This is a genomic window from Herminiimonas sp. (assembly GCF_030645555.1).
Lineage (GTDB): Bacteria > Pseudomonadota > Gammaproteobacteria > Burkholderiales > Burkholderiaceae_D > Oxalicibacterium.
This window is the reverse complement of record NZ_JAUSME010000263.1, coordinates 1-14,554: the sequence shown is the minus strand read 5'-3', so window position 1 is coordinate 14,554 and position 14,554 is coordinate 1. Positions and strand designations below refer to the sequence as shown.

Sequence of the window (14,554 nt, the reverse complement as noted above, 5' to 3'; positions counted from 1 at the left end):
TAGGCTGCGGTTTTTTGATAAATCGGACGCAACAGGTCGAGCATTTGTACGATGCCTTTTGGACGCAGGTCGAAATGCTCCTGCACCAGTTGCGCGATTTTTTCATCGCTGATTTTACCTGTACCAAATGTCGTGACCATCACCGATGTCGGTTTGGCTACACCAATTGCGTATGAAATCTGGATCTGCGCACGTTCTGCCAAACCCGCTGCGACGATATTTTTGGCAACATAACGGCCAGCGTAAGCTGCGGAGCGATCAACCTTCGATGGATCCTTGCCAGAGAATGCGCCGCCGCCGTGCGGTGCTGCGCCGCCGTAGGTATCGACGATGATCTTGCGCCCGGTCAAGCCGCAATCGCCTTGCGGACCGCCGATGACGAAACGGCCGGTAGGGTTGACCAGGAAGCGGGTATCTTTCAGCCATTCAGCCGGCACGACAGGCTTGATGATGTGCTCGATGACGGCTTCTTCGATGTCCTTGTGCTGCATTTCCGGCGCATGCTGCGTCGACAATACGATGGTATCGATAGACACAGGACGGCCATCGACATAACGCAAGGTGACTTGCGATTTTGCATCCGGACGCAGCCAAGGCAGGCGGCCATCCTTGCGCAATTCAGACTGGCGTTCAACGATGCGATGCGCATAGTGGATAGCGGCAGGCATCAGCTCTGCCGTTTCATCGCAGGCATAACCGAACATCAAGCCTTGATCGCCAGCGCCCTGGTCGAGGTCAATACCGGCACCTTCATCGACGCCTTGCGCGATATCGGGCGACTGCTTGTCATAGGCGACCAGCACGGCGCAACTCTTGTAATCGATGCCGAAATCGGCGTTGTCGTAACCGATACGCTTGATGGTTTGGCGCGCTACTTCGATGTAATCGACATTGGCAAAGGTCGTGATTTCACCAGCCAGGACGACCAGACCGGTGTTGCACAGGGTTTCGGCAGCAACGCGTGCCTTAGGATCTTGCTGGAAGATCGCATCAAGGATCGCATCGGAGATTTGATCGGCGACCTTGTCGGGGTGGCCTTCGGAAACGGATTCGGAGGTAAACAGATAATCATTAGCCATCGCAGGTTCTTTCTATAGTTGGTTAGATGTCGCGGCCAACTTATCTTGAGCCTGCGACGCTTTAGCGAAATTTATATACCGTCTCGCAAGTTGTCATTAACTCGGCGGTTGCTACTTTGTGCTATTTTACGCCTCTTGTAAAAAATCAGCAAAGCCTCTTGCAAGAGGTCTATGCCCGGCTTGCATGCTAGTCATCCTTTTCCGCCTCCTGTCTTTCCTGCCCTTGCCTGTATTGCATGCAATCGGCAGCGCGCTCGGCTGGGTGGTTTACCTTGCCGCCCCCAGATACCGCCGCCACTTGCGCGACAATATCCGCCAGGCCGGCTTCGGCGATCAATTGCCGGCGGCCATTGCAGAAGCGGGCAAGAACATGCTGGAACTGCCTTTCATCTGGTGCGCGTCACCGCAACGCGTATTGAAAACTGCCCGCATCGAAAACTGGGCCGCGGTGCAGGCGGCCATGGATGCCAGGCGCGGGATTATTTTCCTGACCCCGCATCTGGGTTGCTTTGAAATTTCCGCCCAGGTGGCTGCAGCAAAACTGCCGCTGACCGTGATGTATCGCCCGCCGCGGCAGCAGGCATTGAAACCGCTGATAGAAGATGCGCGCGCGCGCCAGAATTTATCGCTGGCGCCAGCCAATCTGGGCGGCGTGCGGGCCTTGTTCAAGGTCGTCAAACGGGGTGGCGCGATCGGGTTGTTGCCGGATCAGGTACCGCAAACCGGCGAAGGTGTGTGGGCCGAATTTTTCGGCAAGCCTGCCTATACGATGACCTTGCCGGCCAAGATGCTGGAAATGACAGGTGCGGCGATGATCCTGACTTACGCCGAACGACTGCCGCGCGGCAAAGGCTATACCGTGCATTTTCAGCCCTTCCAGATGCCGGACGGCTTGACGCAGCAGCAACAGGTGCAGGCGATCAATGTGGCGATGGAAGCGTTGATCGCACATTGCCCTGCGCAATATTTCTGGAGTTATAACCACTACAAGATACCGGCCGGCGTCGCCGCTCCTGACGATACCGCTTCATCCAGCTTGGACAAGGTCATCGAATGAGGTTGCTCGTCATATTGATGTGGCTGCTGCACTGGTTCCCGCTGCCTGTCATCGCGCGCCTGGGCGAAACGATAGGCAGCCTGCTATACATTTACAAGAAATCGCGGCGCCGCATCACGCTGATCAATCTGCGCCTGTGCTTTCCCGAAATGTCGGAACAGCAACGCGAAATCATCGCAAAAAAACATTTCCAGGCTTATGCCCGCAGCGTGCTGGAGCGCGGCATCTTGTGGTGGGCATCGGAAGCGCGCCTGCGTCGCCTGATACAGGTGGAACCCGGAGTGCCGCTGGCCGCCATCAACGCCAGCCCGACCATACTGTTATGCCCGCACTTCGTCAGCCTGGATGTGGCCGGCGTGGCGGTCATGCTGGAATCTTCGCTGTGCTCTATCTACACGCAGCAATTGAATCCAGTATTCGATGAAGTCTTGCGCAAGGGCCGTTCGCGTTTTCGCCCGGTCAAGCTGTTTGCACGCAGCGATGGCGTCAAGCCGATCATACGGGCGATGCGCGACGGCCTGCCCTTCTTCATGCTGCCGGATATGGATTTCGGTGAAAAAGATGCCGAGTTCGTGCCCTTCTTTGGCGTCCCCGCCGCCACGCTGACGGCGCCGGCGCGCATCGCGGCCGCCACCAGGGCCAAGGTAATCCCCGTCGTCGCGACTTATCTGCCAAATTACCGCGGCTGGACAGTCAGGTTTTATCCCGCATGGGAAAATTATCCGGGTGACGACATGATCGCGGCCACCCGCACCATGAATACGTTCATCGAAGAGCGTGCGCGCGAAGCGCCGGCCGAATACTTCTGGACGCACAAACGCTTCAAGACGCGCCCGCCCGGCGAGCCGAGCTTTTACGCGTCCAACACACAGGACGAACCACCTGCGGCATATTGACATGCGTCCTTCCGATGCATGGCCAGCCGCTTTATAATCGCCAGATGAAACTCAAATTCACAAAAATGCACGGCGCCGGCAACGATTTCGTCGTCATCGATGCGATCAATCAAGCCATAGATTTCACCCCTGCACAATGGCAAACTCTGGCCGACAGGCGTTTCGGCGTCGGCGCAGACCAAATGCTGGTGGTGGAAAAACCGCAGGCAGCAGGCGTCGATTTCCGCTATCGGATCTATAACGCCGACGGCGGTGAAGTCGAGCAATGCGGCAATGGCGCGCGCGCCTTCGTCAAATTCGTGACCGACAAGAAACTCACCGACAAGCATGCAATCCGGGTCGAAACGATGTCGGGCGTGATCGAGCCGCGACTCGAAGCCAATGGGCAGATTACCGTCGATATGGGCCCTCCGATCCTGACGCCGGAAGAAGTACCTTTCGACGCCAGCGGCTTGCTATGCAAGGCTGAAGGCGCAGATACCTTGTGGCCGCTGGACGTCAAGGATGAAACCGTCTGGATTTCCGTGCTGTCCATGGGCAATCCGCATGCGGTGCAAGTCGTCGCCGATGTCGACGCGGCACCGGTACATGAAAACGGCATCCTGATCGAACATCACCCGCGCTTTCCGAAACGCGTCAACGCCGGCTTCATGCAAATCGTCGATGCGCATCAAATCAAGCTGCGCGTATTCGAACGCGGTGCCGGCGAAACGCTGGCTTGCGGCACCGGCGCCTGCGCGGCAGTCGTCGCCGGCATACGGCGCGGCTTGCTGGCGTCGCCGGTCAAGGTGCAAACGCGTGGCGGCGAACTGTCGATAGCGTGGGCAGGCGGCGCATCGTCCGTCATGCTGACCGGCCCGGCCGTGACTGTATTCGAAGGCGAAATCGAGATTTGATCGTCACCGACAGTATTGTTTCGCGCCCGCCGATGTCGGTTAGAATCATGGCAAGCAACAAGACTGCTCACATGTCTGCACCTACACTGATACTTACACTTAATTACCCTACATGACTTCTCCACTGGACTCCAATACCGTCGCCGACTATTTGCTCGATCACCCGCAGTTCTTTGAAGAGCATGCGGAAGTGCTGGCAACGATCAAACTGTCGAGCCCGCTAGGCGGCCGCACCCTGTCGCTGCAGGAACGACAAATGGATGTCTTGCGCGAAAAGCTCAAGATCATGGAAATGCGCCTGGCCGAATTGATCCGCATAGGCCAGGAAAACGATCAAATCTCGCGCAAGTTCCATGCATGGACGCGGGCGCTGCTGTCGGCGCGCAACGATGTCGATTTGCCGCACACACTGACAACCGGCTTGCAAAACATCTTCGCGGTACCGCATGTCACCTTGCGCCTGTGGGGCGTATCGGAAGAATTTGCCCATACCTGGTTTGCCGCGCCGGTTTCTGCCGATTCGCGTCTTTTCTCGAATGGCTTGACCACACCGTTTTGCGGCAGCAACAATGATTTTGAAGCCGCTTCATGGCTAGAAGACGCACCCGCCATACAATCGCTGGCCTTGCTGCCCTTGCGCCTGAACGATGCGCCGCAGGCTTTCGGTCTGCTGGTGCTGGGCTCGCCCGAAGCCAGCCGCTTTACTGCCGACATGGCGACCGATTTCCTGGCCGACATAGGCAAAACTGCCAGCGCCGCACTCTCGGGCCTGCTGGATTAAATCGTCATCGTGAGCGCCGCATCCCATCCTGCCTGGATAGACGCTTATCTCGACCATCTTAAAAGCCAGCGCCAGCTGGCGCCGCTGACGATAGACAGTTACCGGCGCGATTTGCTGGAATTGACTGCACTGGCAACTGCGGCTGACAACCAGGCATCGCTGGCCGCCGTCAGCCATTTCCAGATCCGCAAGTTTGCCGCGCAATTGCATGCCAGAGGCTTGAACGCGCGCTCGATCGCCCGCAAGCTTTCGGCGTGGCGCGGTTTTTTCAACTGGCTATCCGAACAGAATGTGCTGCGCGCCAACCCGGTCGACGGCATCAAGGCGCCCAAACGCAACAAGCCGCTCCCCAAGGCCCTGGCCGCCGACGATGCAGTACGCCTGGTCTCGCAAAAGTCGCCGCAAAAAGCATCTGACACCACGCTGCAGCTATGCAATCACGCGATGTTTGAATTGCTGTATTCAAGCGGCTTGCGCGTCTCCGAACTGGTCGGGCTCGATGTCAAATATGTGCAGGAAAACCGCTACGTATCTGCCGGCTGGATAGATTTCGCCGCGCATGAAGTCATGGTCACCGGCAAAGGCAACAAGATGCGCAGCGTGCCGGTCGGCCAGCCCGCCATCGCTGCACTCACGGCATGGCTGGCGGTGCGCGACACGCTGGTAAAACTGGACCCGCAGCCACTGTTTTTAAGCGAGCGCGGCACGCGCATCTCAAGCCGCGTCGTGCAGTTGCGCCTGAAGGCGCATGCGCAAGCGGTCGGCTTGCCGATGGATGTGCATCCGCATGTATTGCGCCACTCCTTTGCATCCCACGTATTGCAATCGTCCGGCGATTTGCGTGCGGTGCAGGAAATGCTGGGCCATGCCTCGATAGCCGCCACGCAAATCTACACTTCGCTCGATTTCCAGCGCCTGGCGCAGGTATATGACGCCGCCCATCCGCGGGCAAAAAAGAAACCCTGACGCAATCCCGTCGCACTTCAGCAAGGCCACCCGCCTTGCCGCAAACAGATATTGCAACTCAATTGCAAATTACGGCATAATCGACACATCATTTCATCCTCCGCACCATCATGAAAAAAACTGACGCCCCGGACTATCTGGCACTGGCCGAAAGCCAGTTACGCGACACCACGCTGCGCGCCACCGACGCCCGCATCAAGGTCCTGGCCGCGCTGCTGGGTGCGCGCTATGCGTTTTCGCATCAGGATGTACAAGACACGCTGGTCGACATGGACCGCGTCACGCTGTACCGCGCGCTGGACTGCCTGACCGACGCCGGGCTGGCGCACAAGATAGCCGGCGATGATCGCGTGTTCCGCTATAACGCAGGCAGCGAGCATCTGGAGCATGGCGACCAGCATCCAACGCAACAACATCAGCACGGTCACTTCAAGTGCACGCGCTGCGCAAAAGTCTTTTGCATCGACAACGTCGGTGAAAAACTGCTCGCCACCGATGCCAAGTCAAGCCCGGACCCTTCCGCCGCAAGCCTGCGCCAGCAATTGCAAAAAGTATTGCAGGCGACGCTGGGCAAGGGCTTCCAGAGTCACGAAATCGAACTCACGATCAAGGGATGGTGTGCCGATTGCGCACATTGAATTTCAACGCCTCACTTCAACGCATCATTTAAAATTCATGGCACTGATACCCACCACCATCCTGACCGGCTTCCTCGGCGCCGGCAAAACCACGCTGCTCAATCGCATCCTGCAGGAGCCGCATGGCTACAAGATCGCCGTCATCGAAAATGAATTCGGCCAGGAAAATATCGACAATGAAATCCTGGTGCAGGACGGCACCGAGCAAATCATAGAAATGAACAATGGCTGCATCTGCTGCACGGTGCGGGGCGACCTGATCGTGGCCCTGACTGCATTGGCAGAACGCCGCCGCGCCGGCGAACTGAATTTCGATCATGTGGTCATCGAAACCACCGGCCTCGCCAACCCCGGCCCGGTCGCGCAAACCTTCTTCATCGACGAGGAAGTCGCCACCGAATACCTGGTCGATGCCATCATTACCGTGGTCGACGCCAGGCATGCGATGCAACAGCTAGACACGTATGAAGAGGCGCAACGCCAGGTCGGCTTTGCCGATAAACTGCTGCTGTCAAAAACCGATCTGGTCGATGCCACCGAATTGCAAACCCTGATCGCACGCCTCAAGTGCATCAATCCGCGCGCACCTGTCAGCACCACCGACTTCGGTCGCGTGCCGATTGCCGACGTGCTGGATTTGCGCGGCTTCAACCTCAATGACAAGCTCGAGATCGATCCCGATTTCATCGCCGCAGAAGAACATGCACACGAACATCATGAGCATGCTTGCGATGCGCATTGCACACACGAACACCAGCATGACCATCATCATGGACACCACAGCGACAATATCGCCGCCTTCATGTTCAAGAGCGACAGGCCCTTCAATACTGAAAAGCTGGATGAATTCCTCGGCAGCATAGTGCAGGTATTCGGCCCGCGCATGCTGCGCTACAAGGGCGTGTTGTGGATGGATGGCGCCGATCGCAAAGTCGTATTCCAGGGCGTGCACCAGATCATGGGCACGGATATAGGCGGTAAATGGGGTGAAAATGAAGTACGTTCGAGCAAAATGGTTTTTATCGGACAGAATCTGCCGAAAGAAACTTTTATTCTCGGATTGCAAGAATGTTTGGTATAAACTACCGGGGTTTTGAGCTCAGGGGATAGCAGTCTGGGCGATGCGAGGATGAGAGTCGCGCGCAGAATACAAAGGGGTCTGCACGCGTGTAAGTTCATTAAGGACAAGGGACTATGAACGCAACCGCCACAAAATCAGTTAAAAACACAAAAAAACCTGCGCCTAAGGCAGCAGCTGTCGCGCGTGCAAAACCTGCCAGCAAGAGCGCCAAGAAATCGGCCGTGCAACCATTAGCGAAGAAGGCAGTCAAAGTAACGGCCAAACCGCTCAAGGCTGCGGCCAAACCTGCCGTCAAATCCGCTCCCAAAGCAGCGAAAAAACCGGTGGCCAAGAGTGCGGTAAAATCGCCGGCGGTTGCAGCCAAGGGCAAGGCGCCTGCGGCAAAAAAATCCAGCCCTGTAAAAAGCGTCAAGCCGGCGGCGAAAGCTGCAGCCGGGACAAAATCGACAGGCAAAGCAGTAACGAATTCAGTAAAAAAAGTGATTGCTGCCGCCAAGAAACCAGCAGTAGCAGCAACAGTACCGAATAAAGACGCATCTCGATCCAAAGCCGGTAGCGACAAAAAGACCGGCTCCGGATCAGCAGATAAAATTGAACAAGCTGTAGTTTCGAAAGTACGCGAATTGGCAACCAAATCAAGCAAAACAAATCCGGCCGCAGCAGGCGACGGTACTCTGTTAACCGAAGCGCAAATCATGAAGATGGGCGAAAAGGATTACATGAATGAAGCGCAGCTCGCTTTTTTCAAACACCGTTTGCAACAGCTTGAAAAAGACTTGTTGAAAAACGCTGATGAAACCACCGAGCATTTGCGCGAAACCGTGCTGGTTCCCGATCCAGCCGATCGCGCGACGATCGAGGAAGAACACGCACTGGAATTGCGTACCCGCGACCGCGAGCGCAAGCTGCTGAAAAAGGTGCAGCAATCGATAGCCAGCATAGATTCCGGCGATTATGGCTGGTGCGAAGAAACCGGCGAGCCTATCGGCGTGCCGCGTTTGCTGGCGCGTCCTACCGCCACCCTGTCGCTGGAAGCGCAGCAAAGGCGCGAGCTGAAACAGAAATTGTATGGTGACTGATTCCCGCTGGAATTAGCCATCATCCGCACACAAAGCGCGCGGCCTCTATCTGCGCGCTTTGTTTTTTTGCGGAACGCAACCATGTTGCAAATATCCAGACTGACATCGACTGACTAAGCGAGCGATTTTGAAATTCCCTGCATCCTCATCCACCACGCCAGCAACACGGCTTTGCTTCGCAGCATTGCTGGTGGTGGTCGTGCTGTTTGCGCAGTGGATGGGCTTGCGTCACCGGATAGAACATGCGGACCGCGTCGGCACGCTTTATTCAGCGCAGCAAGTCATGCAATCAGCCGAACCTGCCTGGTCCGATGCGACAGCTGCATATACCGGCGACCCGTCGCATTCATGCGCCTTGTTTGACGGTGTGGCGCTGGCCGACAGCGCGCCGGTACTTCCCTATACCCCGCTGCTGCAAGCCAGCGTCCGGGTATTGGCACTGTGGGCTGCCTACACTTCGTGGGATGCCCCTTTCCTCAGTCATTTCTCTTCTCGCGCACCGCCACGGGCGTAACTGATTTTTCCTGTTTGCCGCGCAGCACCTGATCGCCATGCGATCCAGCCGCTGTCGTCCCCATACATTTTCAAGGAAGTATCATGATCGCCCAACGCACCCTGTTGGCAAGCGCCGTTCTATCTGCGCTTGCCTCGCTATCCCATTCCGCTTTTGCGCAAGCGCAAGAGCAAACCCTGCCGGACATCGTTGTCACCTCCACGCCTTTCGGCAGCGCTGAAGCGGCGCAAATCCTGGCGCCAGCCAAGGTTTTGTACGGTGATGAATTGCGTGAAAAACTCGGCAATTCTCTCGGCGATACGTTGTCGCAGGAACTCGGCGTATCAGCCTCGGCATTTGGCGCCGGCGCCTCGCGCCCCATCATTCGCGGCCTCGAAGGTCCACGCGTCAAGATCCTGCAAAATGGCATGTCTGTCATGGATGCATCCAGCCTGTCGAATGATCATGCAGTCGCCGGCGAAGCCGCCACTGCACGTCAGATCGAAATCCTGCGCGGCCCCGCTGCGCTACTGTATGGCTCCGGCGCCATAGGCGGCGTCGTCAACATCGTCAATGAGCGCATCCCTACCGTGCTCAATGCCCAGCCCACCGGCGATGCCGAAGTACGCTTCGGTTCCGCCGATCAAATGAAAAACATGTCCTTGTCGGTTGATGGCGCAGCCGGCGACATAGGCCTGCATGTGGATGGCAATTATCGCGATGCCAACGATTACAGGATTCCCGGCAATGTCAGCCTGAGCGATGCCAGCCTGGGCGCCGGTCATTTGCCCAACTCCTATGCGCGTGCCAACAGCATAGGGCTGGGCGCATCGTACATACAAAGCTGGGGCCACATAGGCGCATCGGTAGGCGTCAATGACGATCGCTACGGCATCCCGACTGCCGAACGCTCCTTCATCACGCTGAAACAAACCCGCTATGACCTGGATGGCTTGATCAGGGAACCGTTCGACAATTTCGAATCGCTGCGCTTCAAACTCGGCCACACTGATTACCAGCATACGGAAAACCTGAAAAACGGCACCCCGGCCACCATTTTCAAGAACGATGCACTGGAAAGCCGCCTGGAACTGACACATAAACCACTTGCCGGCTGGCGCGGCACCTTCGGCCTGCAAACCGAAAATTCGGAATTCTCTGCGCTGGGTGCCGATGGCAGTGGATCCAAAACCGTCCCGCTCACCAAGAGCGATACTATCGCCGGCTTCGTGGTCGAAGAACGCGATTTCGGTCCCTTGCGCGCCAGTGCCGGTGCGCGTATCGAATCGGTCCAACGCAAACCGGATGCCACATCCGGACTGGCGGAACGCGACTTCAATCTGGGCTCGTATTCGCTCGGCGGCTTGTGGACATTCACGCCCGGCTACGGCTTTGGCACTACCGCCTCGATTGCGCAGCGCGCCCCCGCGATTGAAGAACTGTATTCCAGGGGCCCGCACGAATCGACGGCCAGCTACGACACAGGCGACGTCAGGCTGAACAAGGAAACCTCACGCAACTTCGAACTCAGTTTGCAAAAAACTGCGGGACTGGTCCGCTGGAAAGCCAATCTTTTCAAGAACCGCGTGAAGAACTTCATTTACGGACGCACCGATGGCACCAAGGTCGACGAAGCTGGCATCGTCGACCCAACAGGCGAATTCACCCAGCGTTTCTGGGCGCAAAATGGCGCCACGATACATGGCGCCGAAGCCGAACTCAGTTACAACCTGCGCGGCGAAGGCTGGTCCTGGCGTGGTTTTGCCGACACATCGCGCGGCAAACTAACGGGCGCCGGCAATCTGCCGCTGCAACCGGCGACGCGTTTTGGCGCTGAAGTGGCTTACCGCCAAGGCGGCTGGCGCTCGGGCTTGAAGGCCTTGCATGCGCAGCGACAAGACAGGCTGGCGAGTTTCGAAAGTTTCACCACGCCGTCCTACACGCAAGTCGATGCCAATTTATCCTATACCCAGCGCTCGGCGACCATGCCCATCACCTGGTTTGCGATGGTCAAAAATATCCTCAATGAAGATATCCGTCTGTCAACTTCAGTCTTGCGCGCATCGGCACCGCTGGCAGGCAGAAACCTGATTATTGGCGTTCGCACAAGTTTTTAAGGCTAATCGCCTGCTTTTTGGCTACACTAGTGACCTGCAGGAAGCTGCGGGTCGCTTTGTGCCCCCCTCTTGTGTTACCTTTAAGCAGGATTTTTGGCATGGCTTCCATCGGGCAGGCACGGATGGTGGCACTTTATAAACTTGGCGCACTGCCCACTACCTGGCACGTGTTCGCCTTTGCTCACCAGGACAGACGTGGGGATTTTCTCGCTATTTGGCAAGAAGGACCGCCAGCCGGCACGAAAGCCGACTGAGCAGGAATCTTCGCAAAAGAAACGCGACGACAGCAAGGCGCGTGCCGCGGCAAAAACCGAAAACGAGCAGACGCAGCAAGTGCAGCGCAAGGCAGCACATGCAACCGCCATGAAGATCGATGCCATCGAGTCTGAAATGTCATCCGAATTCGTCAAGCCGCTGCCCTTCAGTGGCAATACCATGCCCGGGCCCGTCAGCCAGTTCCTCAACACCACCACGCGCCCGCCCGATACGCGCGCCAATACCAGAACCACGATAGAAAAAACCGTCCCGCTCGAACAAGCGTCGATATTGCCCGACATCATGGGCGCCAGTACCGCCTTCCTGCTCGGCGCCGAAACGGTCATCGGCCCGGTTGCGATCTCCGCTTCTGAAGCGGCACCTGTCATTGAAGAAGCCGCCATCCTGTTCGCCAATAGCCAGACTGATCTGGTCGAACCCATCTTGCTCAATGCGATTGCAGAAGATGCGCTCGGCAGCACACCGCTGACCGTGTGGGGCATGCTGTTTGATCTTTACCAAATCACCGGACAACACAGCGCGTTTGAAAACCTGTCGATCAAATATGCCAACAAGTTTGAAGTGTCGCCGCCGGCATGGGTAGATGGCGGCGCCACCGAGCCCAGCGCCCCCGCTGTGCGGGCCGGCACCACTCCCAGCGTTGCCTTTTCCGGCACGCTCGATGCGAGCATCGTCAAGCAGCTCGAACGCATCAAGAATATGAGTGCGATGAGCAATGTGCTCAAGCTCGAGTTTGCGCGCGTCAGCGAAGTCGATCCGGCAGGCTGTGAGCTGCTGCTCAATGCCTTGAAGACCCTGCAGAAATCCGGCCACAACCTGATCCTGGTCGGCGCGCCGGAACTGGCTGAAAAAATCCGTTCGACACTGGAAGTCGGCCGCCGCGACGAAAGCGAAGCGCCGTGGCTGTTGATGCTGGAGATTTTGCGCCTGCTGAACCGGGAAGCCGATTTCGAAGAAGCCAGCATCGATTACTGCATCACATTTGAAGTATCGCCGCCCGCCTTCGTCGCGCCGCAAAACAAGGTCGTGACCGCGGCAGAAGAATCAGCAGAACCGGATACAGCGGCAAGCGAGCATTTCATGATGCCGGTCGTCATCGATGCGCGTACCGACACGCTGGTAAAAAGCATCACGGTCCATGCGCATACGCATAACCCCGTCATACTCGATTGCGCACGCCTCACACGGATGGATTTCAATGCCGCCGGGCGCCTGTTCGCCGAACTTGCCCCCCTGGTCAGCAGTGGCAAAGTCCTGGAACTGCATAACGCCAACCATTTCATCATCGCACTCTGCAATGTGATGGGCGTCAATGGCCTCGTGCGCATCGTGCCACGCAAGAACTGACCCTGCAATCAAGGATGCAATTTCGACTTGCAATCGAATTGTCCGCCCCCATTTCTTCATGAACATGCGCCTTGAGCGCGATGTTTACCCACATTCTGCATCACATCAGCCACTTCATTTCAGAGGCAAGCATGGAACAATTTCACGGCACCACGATACTTTCGGTGCGACGCGGCAACATCGTTGCGCTCGGTGGCGACGGCCAGGTCACATTGGGCAATATCGTCATGAAAGGCACTGCGCGCAAAGTGCGCAAGGTCTATAACGGCAAGGTACTGGTCGGCTTTGCCGGCGGTACTGCAGATGCATTCACGCTGCTGGAACGCTTTGAATCCAAGCTCGAAAAATATCAGGGACATCTGATGCGCGCATCGGTCGAACTAGCCAAGGACTGGCGCACCGACCGCATGCTGCGCCGGCTGGAAGCGATGCTGCTGGTGGCCGACCATGAAACCACGCTGGTCATCACCGGCAACGGCGATGTGCTCGAACCTACCGATGGCATAGGCGCCATCGGCTCCGGCGGCACCTTTGCCCAATCGGCCGCCAAGGCGCTGCAGGAAAATACCGATTTGACGCCGCTGGAAATCGTCAGCAAATCGCTGACGATAGCCGGCGAGCTGTGCATCTACACCAATCTGTCGCACACGATAGAAACGCTGGAATAAGCGGGTGCCGGAAAATATTTTGCGAAAAGACATCATGAACATGACACCCAAGGAAATTGTTTCCGAACTCGATAAACATGTGGTCGGCCAGGACAAGGCCAAGCGCGCGGTGGCGATTGCATTGCGCAACCGCTGGCGCCGCCAGCAAGTCGCAGAACCCTTGCGCCACGAAATCACGCCGAAGAATATCCTGATGATAGGACCGACCGGCGTCGGCAAGACTGAAATCGCGCGCCGTCTGGCCAAGCTGGCTGATGCGCCCTTCATCAAGATAGAAGCAACCAAATTTACTGAAGTCGGTTATGTAGGCCGCGACGTCGACACCATCATCCGCGACCTGATCGATATCGGCATCAAGCAAACCCGCGAAGCGGAAACGCGCAAGGTGCGTGCACGCGCAGAAGATGCGGCAGAGGATCGAGTGATCGATATCCTGGTGCCGCCGGCACGCGATTTCGGCTTTCATCCATCCTCTGTATCTGCCGGCGACAGCGCCGCCGACAGCGGTAATGCAACGCGCCAGACCTTCCGCAAGCGCTTGCGTGAAGGCACGCTGGACGATACCGAAATCGAGATCGAACTGGCCGAAGCCGGGCCGACGATGGAAATCATGGCGCCGCCCGGCATGGAAGAAATGAGCGAGCAGATCAAGTCGATGTTTTCCGGCGTCGGCGGCAACCGCAAGAAAGCGCGCAAGCTCAAGATCAAGGATGCAATGAAAATCCTGATCGAGGAAGAAGCCGGCAAGCTGGTCAATGAAGACGAGCTCAAGCAAAAGGCGATCGCCAATGTAGAGCAAAACGGCATCGTGTTTCTCGATGAAATCGACAAGATCGCCACGCGCTCGGAAACCGGTGGTGCCGAAGTGTCGCGCGCCGGCGTACAGCGCGATCTGCTGCCGTTGGTGGAAGGCACGACCGTCAACACCAAGTACGGAATGATCAAGACCGACCACATCCTGTTCATCGCATCGGGCGCATTCCACCTGGCCAAGCCATCGGATCTGTTTCCGGAACTGCAGGGACGCTTTCCGATACGAGTCGAGCTGGAATCCCTGTCCATCGCCGATTTCGAGCGCATCCTGACCGGCACCGACGCCTGCCTGACCATGCAATACCAGGCCTTGCTGGACACTGAAGGCGTGCACATCGAATTTGCGCAGGATGGCATACAGCGGATG

General features: G+C 57.2%; 15 protein-coding genes. 13 read left to right on the top strand and 2 right to left on the bottom strand.

What is annotated here, in order from left to right; translation table 11 throughout:
- The coding region (gene metK, locus Q7T06_RS10305; RefSeq protein ID WP_304784306.1) for a methionine adenosyltransferase at positions 1-1,079 on the bottom strand (1,079 nt) is incomplete at its 3' end.
- 184 nt (positions 1,080-1,263) lie between these two features.
- Between metK and Q7T06_RS10300 the strand changes: the two genes are divergently transcribed.
- From Q7T06_RS10300 to Q7T06_RS10270, 7 genes are all read left to right on the top strand, one after another.
- The gene (locus Q7T06_RS10300) at positions 1,264-2,136 is read left to right on the top strand and encodes a lysophospholipid acyltransferase family protein (RefSeq protein WP_304784304.1); all 873 of its coding nucleotides are present in this window, start codon (positions 1,264-1,266) and stop codon (positions 2,134-2,136) included.
- Positions 2,133-3,032 carry a lipid A biosynthesis acyltransferase gene (locus tag Q7T06_RS10295; protein WP_304784302.1) on the top strand — a complete coding sequence of 300 codons (900 nt, stop codon included), beginning with the start codon at positions 2,133-2,135 and terminating at the stop codon, positions 3,030-3,032. Before Q7T06_RS10300 ends, Q7T06_RS10295 begins: the two co-directional genes overlap by 4 nt.
- Positions 3,033-3,076: 44 nt before the next feature.
- Positions 3,077-3,928, top strand: coding sequence for a diaminopimelate epimerase (gene dapF, locus Q7T06_RS10290; protein ID WP_304784299.1), 852 nt, complete (start codon positions 3,077-3,079; stop codon positions 3,926-3,928).
- Positions 3,929-4,040: 112 nt separating this feature from the next.
- Positions 4,041-4,709 carry a DUF484 family protein gene (locus Q7T06_RS10285; protein ID WP_304784297.1) on the top strand — a complete coding sequence of 223 codons (669 nt, stop codon included), beginning with the start codon at positions 4,041-4,043 and terminating at the stop codon, positions 4,707-4,709.
- A gap of 9 nt (positions 4,710-4,718) precedes the next feature.
- Positions 4,719-5,675 (top strand): tyrosine recombinase XerC, encoded by a 957-nt coding sequence (gene xerC / locus Q7T06_RS10280; RefSeq protein ID WP_304784295.1) that lies wholly within the window; start codon positions 4,719-4,721, stop codon positions 5,673-5,675.
- A gap of 110 nt (positions 5,676-5,785) precedes the next feature.
- Positions 5,786-6,313, top strand: a complete 528-nt coding sequence (locus Q7T06_RS10275; protein WP_304784292.1) for a Fur family transcriptional regulator — start codon at positions 5,786-5,788, stop codon at positions 6,311-6,313.
- Between the two features lie 37 nt (positions 6,314-6,350).
- A complete protein-coding gene (locus Q7T06_RS10270; RefSeq protein WP_304784290.1) occupies positions 6,351-7,394 on the top strand; it encodes a GTP-binding protein in 1,044 nt (347 codons plus the stop codon).
- A 97-nt stretch (positions 7,395-7,491) separates the two neighbouring features.
- On the opposite strand, the gene Q7T06_RS13235 is transcribed toward Q7T06_RS10270, so the two are convergent.
- Positions 7,492-8,091 carry a hypothetical protein gene (locus Q7T06_RS13235; protein WP_370652365.1) on the bottom strand — a complete coding sequence of 200 codons (600 nt, stop codon included), beginning with the start codon at positions 8,089-8,091 and terminating at the stop codon, positions 7,492-7,494.
- Here Q7T06_RS13235 and dksA point away from each other — a divergent pair.
- The 6 genes from dksA to hslU all read left to right on the top strand — a co-directional run.
- Entirely contained in the window at positions 8,090-8,473 is a 384-nt protein-coding gene (gene dksA / locus Q7T06_RS13230; protein WP_370652364.1) for an RNA polymerase-binding protein DksA, read from the top strand. The genes Q7T06_RS13235 and dksA overlap by 2 nt on opposite strands.
- 127 nt (positions 8,474-8,600) lie before the next feature.
- Positions 8,601-8,987 carry a hypothetical protein gene (locus tag Q7T06_RS10260; RefSeq protein ID WP_304784286.1) on the top strand — a complete coding sequence of 129 codons (387 nt, stop codon included), beginning with the start codon at positions 8,601-8,603 and terminating at the stop codon, positions 8,985-8,987.
- Positions 8,988-9,070: 83 nt separating this feature from the next.
- Complete coding sequence (locus tag Q7T06_RS10255) at positions 9,071-11,083, top strand: TonB-dependent receptor (protein ID WP_304784285.1); 2,013 nt, start codon at positions 9,071-9,073, stop codon at positions 11,081-11,083.
- A 195-nt stretch (positions 11,084-11,278) separates the two neighbouring features.
- Positions 11,279-12,706, top strand: a complete 1,428-nt coding sequence (locus tag Q7T06_RS10250) for a lipid asymmetry maintenance protein MlaB (RefSeq protein ID WP_304784284.1) — start codon at positions 11,279-11,281, stop codon at positions 12,704-12,706.
- Between the two features lie 131 nt (positions 12,707-12,837).
- Entirely contained in the window at positions 12,838-13,374 is a 537-nt protein-coding gene (gene hslV / locus Q7T06_RS10245; protein WP_304784283.1) for an ATP-dependent protease subunit HslV, read from the top strand.
- A gap of 34 nt (positions 13,375-13,408) precedes the next feature.
- The coding region (gene hslU, locus Q7T06_RS10240; protein WP_304784282.1) for an ATP-dependent protease ATPase subunit HslU at positions 13,409-14,554 on the top strand (1,146 nt) is incomplete at its 3' end.

Bases quoted from the DNA above. Each gene is read 5' to 3' on its own strand.
- dksA (WP_370652364.1), top strand. From the start codon at position 8,090: ATGAAGATGGGCGAAAAGGATTACATGAATGAAGCGCAGCTCGCTTTT.
- dapF (WP_304784299.1), top strand. From the start codon at position 3,077: ATGAAACTCAAATTCACAAAAATGCACGGCGCCGGCAACGATTTCGTC.
- Q7T06_RS10295 (WP_304784302.1), top strand. From the start codon at position 2,133: ATGAGGTTGCTCGTCATATTGATGTGGCTGCTGCACTGGTTCCCGCTG.
- hslV (WP_304784283.1), top strand. From the start codon at position 12,838: ATGGAACAATTTCACGGCACCACGATACTTTCGGTGCGACGCGGCAAC.
- Q7T06_RS10270 (WP_304784290.1), top strand. From the start codon at position 6,351: ATGGCACTGATACCCACCACCATCCTGACCGGCTTCCTCGGCGCCGGC.
- Q7T06_RS10255 (WP_304784285.1), top strand. From the start codon at position 9,071: ATGATCGCCCAACGCACCCTGTTGGCAAGCGCCGTTCTATCTGCGCTT.
- Q7T06_RS10300 (WP_304784304.1), top strand. From the start codon at position 1,264: ATGCTAGTCATCCTTTTCCGCCTCCTGTCTTTCCTGCCCTTGCCTGTA.
- Q7T06_RS10275 (WP_304784292.1), top strand. From the start codon at position 5,786: ATGAAAAAAACTGACGCCCCGGACTATCTGGCACTGGCCGAAAGCCAG.
- Q7T06_RS10285 (WP_304784297.1), top strand. From the start codon at position 4,041: ATGACTTCTCCACTGGACTCCAATACCGTCGCCGACTATTTGCTCGAT.
- Q7T06_RS13235 (WP_370652365.1), bottom strand. From the start codon at position 8,091: ATGATTTGCGCTTCGGTTAACAGAGTACCGTCGCCTGCTGCGGCCGGA.